The organism is Candidatus Endomicrobium procryptotermitis (assembly GCA_031279415.1).
GTDB classification, from domain to species: domain Bacteria; phylum Elusimicrobiota; class Endomicrobiia; order Endomicrobiales; family Endomicrobiaceae; genus Endomicrobium_B; species Endomicrobium_B procryptotermitis.
This window is the reverse complement of sequence record JAITIP010000007.1, coordinates 19,533-29,975: the sequence shown is the minus strand read 5'-3', so window position 1 is coordinate 29,975 and position 10,443 is coordinate 19,533. Positions and strand designations below refer to the sequence as shown.

At 35.8% G+C, this 10,443-nt stretch carries 11 protein-coding genes; 3 read left to right on the top strand and 8 right to left on the bottom strand.

The window, feature by feature from the left end:
- Positions 1-16: 16 nt before the first annotated feature.
- Both LBD46_01535 and LBD46_01530 read right to left on the bottom strand, forming a co-directional pair.
- Complete coding sequence (locus LBD46_01535; GenBank protein MDR2425862.1) at positions 17-490, bottom strand: hypothetical protein; 474 nt, start codon at positions 488-490, stop codon at positions 17-19.
- The gene (locus LBD46_01530; GenBank protein MDR2425861.1) at positions 490-1,662 is read right to left on the bottom strand and encodes a nucleotide sugar dehydrogenase; all 1,173 of its coding nucleotides are present in this window, start codon (positions 1,660-1,662) and stop codon (positions 490-492) included. The genes LBD46_01535 and LBD46_01530 overlap by 1 nt, the downstream gene beginning before the upstream one ends.
- Before the next feature lie 79 nt (positions 1,663-1,741).
- Between LBD46_01530 and LBD46_01525 the strand changes: the two genes are divergently transcribed.
- The 3 genes from LBD46_01525 to LBD46_01515 all read left to right on the top strand — a co-directional run bounded on the left by LBD46_01525 (position 1,742) and on the right by LBD46_01515 (position 4,184).
- On the top strand, positions 1,742-3,283 hold the full coding sequence (locus tag LBD46_01525; GenBank protein ID MDR2425860.1) for a hypothetical protein: 1,542 nt from the start codon (positions 1,742-1,744) through the stop codon (positions 3,281-3,283).
- Positions 3,261-3,743, top strand: coding sequence for an adenylyltransferase/cytidyltransferase family protein (locus tag LBD46_01520; protein ID MDR2425859.1), 483 nt, complete (start codon positions 3,261-3,263; stop codon positions 3,741-3,743). The genes LBD46_01525 and LBD46_01520 overlap by 23 nt, the downstream gene beginning before the upstream one ends.
- 96 nt (positions 3,744-3,839) lie before the next feature.
- On the top strand, positions 3,840-4,184 hold the full coding sequence (locus tag LBD46_01515; protein MDR2425858.1) for a phosphomannose isomerase type II C-terminal cupin domain: 345 nt from the start codon (positions 3,840-3,842) through the stop codon (positions 4,182-4,184).
- 8 nt (positions 4,185-4,192) lie between these two features.
- On the opposite strand, the gene LBD46_01510 is transcribed toward LBD46_01515, so the two are convergent.
- The 6 genes from LBD46_01510 to LBD46_01485 form a co-directional block, all read right to left on the bottom strand.
- The gene (locus LBD46_01510; GenBank protein MDR2425857.1) at positions 4,193-4,396 is read right to left on the bottom strand and encodes a M48 family metalloprotease; all 204 of its coding nucleotides are present in this window, start codon (positions 4,394-4,396) and stop codon (positions 4,193-4,195) included.
- A gap of 159 nt (positions 4,397-4,555) precedes the next feature.
- Positions 4,556-5,800: a M48 family metallopeptidase gene (locus LBD46_01505; protein MDR2425856.1), complete on the bottom strand. Its 1,245-nt coding sequence runs from the start codon at positions 5,798-5,800 to the stop codon at positions 4,556-4,558.
- Positions 5,801-5,813: 13 nt separating this feature from the next.
- On the bottom strand, positions 5,814-7,730 hold the full coding sequence (gene glgB / locus LBD46_01500) for a 1,4-alpha-glucan branching protein GlgB (protein MDR2425855.1): 1,917 nt from the start codon (positions 7,728-7,730) through the stop codon (positions 5,814-5,816).
- A 24-nt stretch (positions 7,731-7,754) separates the two neighbouring features.
- A complete protein-coding gene (locus tag LBD46_01495) occupies positions 7,755-8,804 on the bottom strand; it encodes an AI-2E family transporter (protein ID MDR2425854.1) in 1,050 nt (349 codons plus the stop codon).
- A complete protein-coding gene (locus LBD46_01490) occupies positions 8,782-9,321 on the bottom strand; it encodes a cyclic nucleotide-binding domain-containing protein (protein ID MDR2425853.1) in 540 nt (179 codons plus the stop codon). The genes LBD46_01495 and LBD46_01490 overlap by 23 nt, the downstream gene beginning before the upstream one ends.
- Positions 9,322-9,337: 16 nt before the next feature.
- Positions 9,338-10,360: a WD40 repeat domain-containing protein gene (locus LBD46_01485; GenBank protein MDR2425852.1), complete on the bottom strand. Its 1,023-nt coding sequence runs from the start codon at positions 10,358-10,360 to the stop codon at positions 9,338-9,340.
- Positions 10,361-10,443 lie beyond the last annotated feature (83 nt).

The following is a 10,443-nucleotide window of genomic DNA, read 5'->3' as shown; positions in this document are numbered from 1 at the left end:
ATCCCCAAAAAAGATTTTAATATTGTTTTTTGGTAAAGATCATGAAAGCGCAAAATAAAATTATTGCAAATCCCCCCCCCCCCCCCCGTGAGAAACATTTTAAATTGCAAAGATACGCGCATATCAACGCATAAGTAAAACACAAAAAAGCAAAGAAAAGCAACATATTTATTTTTGAATTATAGTCAAACAGAACCATATTTATAATCGCTATTATCTTTGGAATAACAATGCGATGGCTGTTAATATCTTCAAAAAAATCTAAAAATGTTACATTATGGTTTTTTACTTTTTCAAGAAAAGGAAAGAATAAAAATTCATCGTTATATGGAATGTTTATACCATATTGATATATAAATATAAAGCAGTATGCTATGGGCAGTAAAATCAAAATAATTGCAAAGAACCACTTGACGCGAGAGCGTGAAATTTTATCTTGTATGCATGTGTCTTTTGTCTTATTTTTTATTTTTTTTATGATTTTAGCCATTATAATACGCCTCTCCAAACGTCCCAGCAGTCCACGTACGGAACTTGCGGCTTTACATCTCTATAGGCGTCGTGGGGCATACCTAAAATTATTCCGTCGGCTTTTTTTAAAGCTTCGTCAAGCGGTATCATTTCTTTAAGATACGGGTCGCAGGGCAAAACGTTTGCCATTTTAAATTCAAGCCTTTTTTTAACCCTGAAAGACAGCGCTTCTCTGACATCATCGTTATTCGGTTTAAAAGTCATACCTAAAATAGCTATTGTTTTGCCTTTGAGCGAACCTATTTTCTGCTCTAATCTTTCAACTAAAAAGTCCGCCAAACCTTCGTTTACCTGCATGCCGCTTTGTCCTAAAGTAAAATTGTTTTTGTTAAATACCGACAATTGCATTGTGTCTTTAAACAAACAAGGTCCTGCGGCAAGACCCGGCTTTGGAAATTTCTGCGCTCTCGGATAATTGTCTCTCATAGCGTTATAAATTTTATAAAAATCAAGCCCTTCGCTTTCTATCATCATATAGAATTGGTTTGCTATGGCAAATTCCAAATAGCGCCAAGAGTTTGTCATAAGTTTTGCAATTTCGGCTTCTTTAGGCTCTAAACGTATAATTTTAGGAGCTATATGCAAAAATAATTCGGAAGCGGCTATATAAGCGGCTTCCGAAACAGCGGATACCAATTGAGGCAAAGTAAAAATTTCTTCTATGCCTTTTCCCTGAACTATGCGTTCCGGGCAAAAAGCAAGCATAGGCTTTTGTCCGTTTTCATCAGCAAGAATATTGTCAATAACTTCAGTGGTTCCGGGAAAAATAGTACTTCTCAAAACTATAAGCTGATTTTTGTTTAATAAAGGTCTGTAGCGTTTTATAACGTTTAGCACGTCTTTGATTTTAGGGGTTAAATGTTCGTCAACCGGCGTGCCTGTGACAAAAACTACCGCATCTTGCGTTTTAATTACATTCTCATCGTTTGTGGCAAAAAGATTTTTACCGATATGCTTTGACAAAATTTCCTGCGCTCCGTCTTCTATAAAAGGAAGTGTGCCCGAATTAACGGCGTCAACGGCTTTTTTATTGATATCTAACAAAGTTACGTTAAAATTTTTACTTGCAAACGCCAAACCCAAAGGTATTCCCACATGCCCGCACCCGCCGATAATACAGATTTTTTGCATTGATAAGCTCCCAAATAGCGATTAAATCCACTTTTTATTTGATATGATTTGCATTATATCATATTGGAGCGAAAATGAAATGCTATATCCTGAAAAATTTACTGACAAAAAAATCCCATCCCGAACAACAATATTTAATTTTTGTTTTTTAGCGCTTATATTATTTTCAATTTTAGTTCGTTTTGATAACCTTTCAGACCCTTTGATTGGATTTAGACAAACTCAAACCGCAATAACCGTTCAAACTTATATAGACGAAGGTCCATCCATATTAAAATACAAAACTCCGGTTTTAGGCAAACCTTGGACTCTGCCCTTTGAATTCCCAACATATCAAATAAGCGCTTACACGGCATATAAAATTCTAAATCTGCTTGCCCATGCCGATTTAAACGCCGCGCTTCGTTTGACAAATTCCGTTTATTTTTACGGATGTTCCGTTTTTCTTTTCCTTATATCAAGGCGTTTCTTTTCAAATACAGCCGTTTCAAAAACCGCAGTTTTAATTTTCCTGTTATTTCCGTTTAGCGTATTTTGGAGTTCTGCAAGTTCAATTGAATTTACCGCAGATTTCTTTGCTTTAGGGTATGTTTATTTTTTTACTGAATTTTTAGACATAGCACGTTTTAAAGAAAACTATAAAATATTTTTTGCCGCCTTATTTTTCGGAGTTCTCGGATATCTTACAAAAATCACAACTATGTTCCCATACTGCGTTTTTCTCGGTTTTATTATTGTCAGCTGTTTCATTAAAGATAAATTTCAAGCTCCCCGCTATCTGAAAATTTTAGTATTGACAGCCGTTCCTTTGCTTATAGGCATAGCTTGGATAAAATGGACGGATTACGTTAAAATTATTTCAGGTTTTGCCTCTTTAAGTTCTCAAAATTTACAGCAATGGAATTTTGGAACTTTATCTCAAAAATTCTCTTACGAAAACTGGATGTTTATTTATGAGAACATAAAAAATATGGGAATACCTCTAACGGCGTTTCTTGCGGTTTTATTGTTTATTCCTCTGTTTTGGGAAAGAAAAAAAGAATTTTTATGCGCTTTAATTCCTGTTTTTTGTTGTTTAGCGACAGTGTTAACTTTCTTTAACCTTTACCATGTTCACGATTATTATTATTGTTCATTGCTGCCTTTTTTATGTATGTTTGGCGGATATATCCTTTATAATATTATCTCATATATTCAATCTTTTTTTAGCGCAAAAGTTTTCAAAAATTTCATAGCAATTTTTTGTCCGTTAGTTATGCTGTCTGTTTTTTGGTATAATGACCCATATATTAAAAAGGCTTTTAGAAACGAAACTTGGTTTAAACAATACAAAGGCTCTCTTTTAGAGCTTACAGACTATATCAAACTGAATTCCTCAAAAGAAGATTTAATTATGGTTTTTGACAATGACTGGAACAGCGAAATACCTTATAATACACAAAGGAAGTCCTTAATGGTTTGTTGGATAACCGAAGATTCTTATCTTTCGGCGGCAAATGATTACGAACTTTTCATAATGAATAAAAACTCGCAATATAATAACGAACGGCTTGAAAAACTTACGGATATTATTTTTGAAGTTTCCATAGGAGACTGGAATGTCTATAGAAGAAAAAAATAATGTCACTGAAACTTATTATATTGTCAGCGGAGGGTTTGATCCTATACATGAAGGACATATTTCTTTGATAAAAGCGGCGGCGCAAAAGAGCGACGGCGTTATTGTTCTATTAAATTCCGACGATTGGCTTATACGCAAAAAAGGCAAGAATTTTATGGGCTTAAAGACACGAAAAATCATATGCGAAAACATAAAAAGCATTATTGACGTTTTAGAGTTTGACGACAAGGACAATTCCGCATGCGACGGAATAATCAAAGCGCGCAAAAAATATCCAAATGCCGTCTTAGTGTTTGCAAACGGCGGGGACCGCACAAAAGACAATATACCCGAAATACCCGTATGCAAAGAGCAAAACGTTATTTTGGAATTTGGCGTCGGTGGAATGGACAAAGCTAATTCTTCATCTTGGATACTAAAAAACTGGAAAGATAAATCAAATGATTCTTCCCAAACGTAAGGTCGGGGAATTACATAGGTTTGATGAAGAATGAAAGATTTATGTATATTCGTATTATCTGTTTCTGCGAAACCGAATCTTCATTGGGAGATAAAAGTGGCTAACACGTACAAAAAAGGCATACTTGTAAAACGACATTGGGGCGAGTATAAAGTCATATATACGGATAAAAAATTTACCATTAAAACTTTAACTATTTTGCCAGGCAAATGCACTTCGCTTCAAATACATAAATACCGCCACGAACACTGGGTAGTAGTTCAGGGAAAAATAGTTGTAGAACTTGACGGGAAGATATATAAGTTGGGAGAAAACGAATATATTTATATTAAAAAAAGATATAAACATAAATTGTTTAACAAAGGCAGAAAAACCGCAATTTTGACGGAAACACAGCAGGGAAATATTTTAGACGAAAATGACATAAAAAGATTCGATTAAAACTAAACCTATGTATGTTTTTGTATCAAAGTATCAAACAAAACTATTCTGCAAAATTTCCCAAATCCTGCAAAAAACGCATTCGATTTTGTGGAACATTTGGAATTGTCCATGGTAAACAGACTTTTCGTTTTAAAGTTTTTTGCATAAATTTCCACAGAATTTTTAAGTTCCTCTTCTTCAATCGGAGTAAATTTATTAAAAAGCGGCATAATTGTAACAGGATAGATAAAAGTTGTGGCAAGTTCAAAAATTATGATGACAGCAAGAGCATAAAATCATGCGAATGTCCCGCTAAAATAAAAGGTCTGCCTTCATTAAAATTCTTTTATTTTGTAATACTGCCAATTTAACTTATTTTTTCAAACGTTTCAATCACCTGTTTTTATTTTTTTTATCGATTCTATTCTTTCTAAAACAGGAGGGTGCGAATACTCCAAAAACACTTTGAAAGGGTGCGGCGAAAGGTTTGACAGGTTGTCTACGGACAGCTTTTTTAAAGCGTCTATCATAGCCTGCGGTTTTTTATATGTCGTTACGGCATAGCTGTCAGCTTCGTACTCGTATTTTCTTGAAAAAATGCTTGAAATTATTCCTATAATCATCGAAATCGGCGCATAAAGAAAACCGAACAATATTATTCCGCCATACACGGACCGCTGTTCCATAAAAAAAGCTTCGAAAAGCCATGCGGAATTTATAAAAAATGATAATATAAAAAACATTATTCCCATCGTAATGAAACCGAATATCATCTGCTTTATTATATGTCCGAGCTTAAAATGTCCCATCTCATGAGCTAAAACACTTGTCAATTCATCAACCGTATGTTTTTGTATCAAAGTATCAAATAAAACTATTCTGCGGAATTTTCCAAACCCCGCAAAAAACGCGTTCGATTTTGTGGAACGTTTGGAATTGTCCATAGTAAAAAGACCTTTCATCTTAAAGTTTTCTTTTTTGGCATAACTTTCCACAGAACTTCTAAGTTCCCCTTCTTCAAGCGGAGTAAATTTATTGAAAAGCGGCAAAACTACCACCGGATAGATAAAAGTTACGGTAAGTTCAAAAATTATAACAGCGGCAAAAGCGTAAAGCCATGCAAATGAACCAAAATTTTCAAAAAACCATATTATTGCAGCAAAAACAACGCCGCCTATAATCGCCCCTATTATCCATGACTTTAATAAATCCGATATGAAAGTTTTTACTGTCATTGTATTAAAACCAAATTTTTCTTCAATGACAAACGTATTGTAAGCTGAAAAAGGAATTTTTAAAATTGATGCCAAAAAAAGTAAAATTCCAGCAAAAATAAGCCCTGTGATTATTTCGCTGAAACCGAATGAGCGCGCGAATTTATCTGTAATGTTAAAACCGCCGGCACTTATAAAAATTATCTGCGCTATAATAAAAAAAGTAGCATAATTAAGCGAAAACTTTGTTTTCTCTTTAAGATATTGCTGAGCTTTGGCATACTTTTCTTTATCATAGCAGCCTTCAAACTCTTTTGGTATTTCATCGGATATATTTTTAACGTTAAGATAATCTGCAATAGTTTCAATCGCATAAACCGCAATCAAAAAAGATACTATTAATAATGTATATATGTTCATTTTTCCTTTTTCCTCAAATTTTATATTTAAAAAATACAGCGCCTAAAGGCGGAACCGTTATGTCAAGACTGTACGGCCTGCCGTGAGCACCCCAGTCAAGCGTTTCTTTAAAACCCATATTTCCAAGCCCGCTCCCGAAATATTCAACGCCATCGCTGTTTAATATTTCATCCCATCTGCCTTTATAATCTACTCCAATTTTATAATTGTGTCTTGGAATCGGAGTAAAGTTGAAAACACAGAGAACGATTTCTTTTGCCAATGTCGATTTTCTTACAAAAGACAGAACGCTGTTATCAGAATCGTTTGCGTCTATCCACTCAAAACCGTCCCAGCCTGTATCATTTTCGAAAAACGCGCGATTTTCTTTATAGGCATAATTTAAATCTCTGACCCATCTCTGTATTCCGGAATGCTGCCAGAACCGCAGCACATGCCATTCAAGGCTTTCCTCGTGGTTCCATTCCCTAACCTGACCGAATTCTGCACCCATAAATAAGAGCTTTTTTCCCGGATGAGCGTACATATAAGCAATGATGAGCCTGAGATTTGCAAATCTCTGCCATTCATCGCCCGGCATCTTGCCTATAAGAGAGCCTTTCCCCTGAGTAACTTCATCATGTGAAAAGGGCAAAACAAAATTTTCACTGAAAGCGTATAAAAAGCTGAAAGTAAGTTTATTGTGATGATATTTTCTAAAAACCGGATCAATTTTCATATAACTCAAAACATCGTTCATCCAGCCCATATTCCACTTATATCCAAAACCCAAACCACCAAGATACGTAGGTTTTGAAACCATAGACCATGACGTAGACTCTTCGGCATAGGTCTGAACATCGTCATAATTTTCATAAACTACATGATTGAAACGTTTCAAAAATTCTATGGCTTCTATATTTTCCTTTCCTCCATATTTGTTGGGAAGCCAGCCGCCTTCTTTCCTAGAATAATCCAAATAGAGCATCGAGGCTACGGCATCTACTCTTATTCCATCAATATGATATTTGTCAAGCCAGAACAAAGCGCTGGAAATCAAAAAGTTTTTTACTTCGTTTCTGCCGTAATTAAAAATAGCGCTTTTCCAATCCGGATGAAATCCGAGCCTGCTGTCCGCATGCTCATATAGATAAGTGCCATCGAAAAATGACAGTCCGTGCAGGTCCGTAGGAAAATGCGATGGAACCCAGTCCAAAATAACAGCTATGCCAGCCCGATGAAGAATATCAACCAAAAACATGAAATCCTGCGGAGTGCCGAACCTGCTTGAAGGAGCAAAATATCCAAGACTTTGGTATCCCCATGACGGGTCAAACGGATATTCCATAATAGGAAGAAGTTCAACATGAGTAAAACCCATCTTAACGCAATAATCAGCCAGAATCGGGGCAATTTCCTTGTAAGAAAGCCATCGATTATTATCTTCCGGTTTTCTCTGCCACGACCCTAAATGAACTTCATATATTGATATCGGAGCTTTGATGGAACTTTTCGCTTTCCTATTTTGCATCCAGTTTGAATCATCCCATTTATAATCTAAACCCCATATTTTTGAACCTGTCTTTTTCGGATTTTCAGTATGAAAAGCGTAAGGATCAGCTTTTTCAACGCAGTAATTATTGAAGTTAGATTGTATATAATATTTATAAGTATCGCCCTGCGCCATTTTTGGGATAAAACCTTCCCAAACTCCGCTGCCATCGGTACGGGCAAACAGGCAGTGCGCGTTTTTATCCCAAAAATTAAAATCCCCTATGACGGAAACGGTTTTAGCGTTCGGCGCCCACACGCAAAAATAAACGCCGTTTACTCCGTCTTTTGAAATAATTTTTGAACCCATTTTCTCATATAATCTGAAATGGCTTCCCTCGCGAAACAAATGGATGTCATCTTTCGTAAGTAAAGAAAAACACTGAACATGATTATCCATAGATGACCCCTTTGGCTTTAATAATTAAACAAGAAGCGAATTTTTATATTTCTTAATTAACATAAAGAAAATAGTTTTTATAATAGCTGCAACTGGAACAGCAAAAACTATACCCAAAAATCCGAAAACCTGCGCCCCGGCAAGCATGGCAAAAATCATGGTCACAGGACCCAGATCGACGTTCTGTCCCACGACAAAAGGCTGTACGAGATTGTTATCTAGAAACTGTATTATCAAAAATGAAGGGATGAGTTTAATCAAAATTGACACATTTTGGAATTGTACCAAAGCGATGATGGAAGCAAGAATGACTCCTATGGCCGGCCCCATGTAAGGAATCATATTGGCTATTCCTGCCGTAATCCCTATTAAAAGAGCGTAATTTATGCCCAATATACTTAAAACTATACAGGATAGCGTCCCGACAAACATCGCTTCTATAAGCTGTCCTCTTATGAATTTTCCGAGAACAGAATCCATTTCGTAAATCACAGACAAAAAAGTTTCTACATATCCCGAAGGAACTATTTCGACTATCGCTTTAACGCCTTTTCCTCCGCTTACAAGCATAAAAAGAACAAGCATTGGAATTAAAACGATTACGGAAAAAAGAGAAAATATGCTCATTATATACTGAGGAACTTTTTGCGCTTCGGACGTTAAGAACGAATTTATTCTTTCTATGGCGGTTTCGGAAAGTTTGTACTCATGAATAATGGGAAATGCAGTTTCGATTTTATCTTTCAGCTTAATCACATAAGCATACACATAATTATAATAAGTATTCCAATTTACTGTAAGTTTTTCGACTTCGTCCACAAGAGCCGGTATTATGATAGACAATGCAACTGAGGCGGCAATCATAAAAATTACCGCAAAAAGCGCTACCGCCACCCAGCGTTTGTATCCGTAAACCTGTATTTTGCTTACAAGGGGAGACAAAAGATACGTAAAAAAAGCGGCTAAAATAAACGGCGTGAGAATATTCCTCGCAAAGTATAAAAATAAGCAGCCTGCGAGAAACAAAATTATACTTATAGCAAATATGCGATTATTTGACGTTTCTGTCGCCATTATTATCCCGTTTATGCTGCGGATTTTCCGGTTCCGATTGCCGCCGGGCACATTTAAGCCTTACTTCAAATATCGAACAAAGATTTTTCATTATTCTTAAACCGACTTTTGCATCTGAATCGACCAAATCGTCAAATTTAACCCTGTAAATAAGATATAATTCACTATCTTTTAAAGCGAAAGCTGCCGAATCATGCCTTCTATTTTCTATAAGAGATATTTCCCCGAAAAAATCTCCGGCTCCAACAACTGTGCCGGCAGATGTGTTTTTAATCAGTATCTCTCCGTTTTTTACTATATATAAAACATTTGCCTCCTGATGATCTTTATAAACATGTTCTCCTGTGGCATAATTTTTTTTAAAAACTATAAGCGCTATTTTAGCCAAAGATCTGTCTGATAGATTTGCAAAAAGAGCTACGCTCTGTAAAAAGTCCACGTCTTTTTGCAGGGTATCATCAATAAATAAATATTTTAAAAACCTTTTTATTTTGCCCATTTTACCGTTATTATTCAATCGCATCTGCTACCGATTAAAAACTTTCATCAGAATCGATATTTCCAGATTGCTGTTTTAGCGTCCCTATGCTTTCGTCAAACTGAAAAGGACCCCACACTTTTATCGTTTTGTCATCGCTGGCAGAAACTATATATCTTCCTGATTTTGAAAAAGTCAAATCATTTACTCTGTCACTGTGTCCGATAAGGGAAGTTATCAGCATTCCAGTTTCGACATTCCACAACTTTATATCATTATCATCACTTCCGCTGGCAATCATCAAACTATCTTTAGAAAATGCGACTGTGTTAACTTTATCTTTGTGTCCGGTTATATGATTTTTCATTGTAATTCTTCCGCTTTCAAAACTCCAGATAATAATATCATTATTATCGCTGCAGGAAGCAAGATATTTCCCGTCAGGACTGAAAGCAACGCAGTTGACTATATTGTTATGATCTTTAGCGGTTTGAAGAAGTTTGCCGGTTTTTACCGACCATATCCTTATGGTTTTATCTTCGCCGCCGCTTGCCACATAGGTTCCTACGGGACTGAAAACTGCATCTCTTACTATATCCGTATGTCCTCTGAACACTTTTTGTATAGAATACGAAGGGGCAAGGTTCCATATCATAACGGTTCTATCGGAACTGGCCGACAAAAGCGTTTTTCCATCTTTTGAAAAAGCTAAGCTGTTGACATAGTGGCTGTGTCCCCTCAAAGTCCTCATAAGCGTATTTGCCCTTGCCGACCAAAGTTTAATCGAATTATCGTTAGCCGCCGACGCAAGAATATCTCCTTTATTGTTTATCCTGACACAGTTTATTATGTCATTATGATCTTTTAAATAGATGAGATTTTCCGAATTGTCCAATCTCCACTTTACTATTCTGTAATCATAACCTGCTGAATAAACATATTTTTCGTCATTCGAAAAATCCGCTGATCTGGCGTTGTCCGTATGCGCCATAAGAGTATGTATAAGATAGCCCTGCCCGTAAGAATACACTGTGGAAAAAACAAATAAAAAAACTATTAAAATTTTTATGGCTCTCATCGGATTGTCCTTATTTGGAAAAGTTAGTAAACAATTTTAAATTAATTATATATTAATTCATTCGATTTTCCAATCGTAAACAT

Excerpts from the sequence above, each read along its gene's own strand:
- LBD46_01535 (MDR2425862.1), bottom strand. The coding sequence starts at position 490 with ATGGCTAAAATCATAAAAAAAATAAAAAATAAGACAAAAGACACATGC.
- LBD46_01530 (MDR2425861.1), bottom strand. The coding sequence starts at position 1,662 with ATGCAAAAAATCTGTATTATCGGCGGGTGCGGGCATGTGGGAATACCT.
- LBD46_01525 (MDR2425860.1), top strand. The coding sequence starts at position 1,742 with ATGCTATATCCTGAAAAATTTACTGACAAAAAAATCCCATCCCGAACA.
- LBD46_01520 (MDR2425859.1), top strand. The coding sequence starts at position 3,261 with ATGTCTATAGAAGAAAAAAATAATGTCACTGAAACTTATTATATTGTC.
- LBD46_01510 (MDR2425857.1), bottom strand. The coding sequence starts at position 4,396 with ATGCCGCTTTTTAATAAATTTACTCCGATTGAAGAAGAGGAACTTAAA.
- LBD46_01505 (MDR2425856.1), bottom strand. The coding sequence starts at position 5,800 with ATGAACATATATACATTATTAATAGTATCTTTTTTGATTGCGGTTTAT.
- glgB (MDR2425855.1), bottom strand. The coding sequence starts at position 7,730 with ATGGATAATCATGTTCAGTGTTTTTCTTTACTTACGAAAGATGACATC.
- LBD46_01495 (MDR2425854.1), bottom strand. The coding sequence starts at position 8,804 with ATGGCGACAGAAACGTCAAATAATCGCATATTTGCTATAAGTATAATT.
- LBD46_01485 (MDR2425852.1), bottom strand. The coding sequence starts at position 10,360 with ATGAGAGCCATAAAAATTTTAATAGTTTTTTTATTTGTTTTTTCCACA.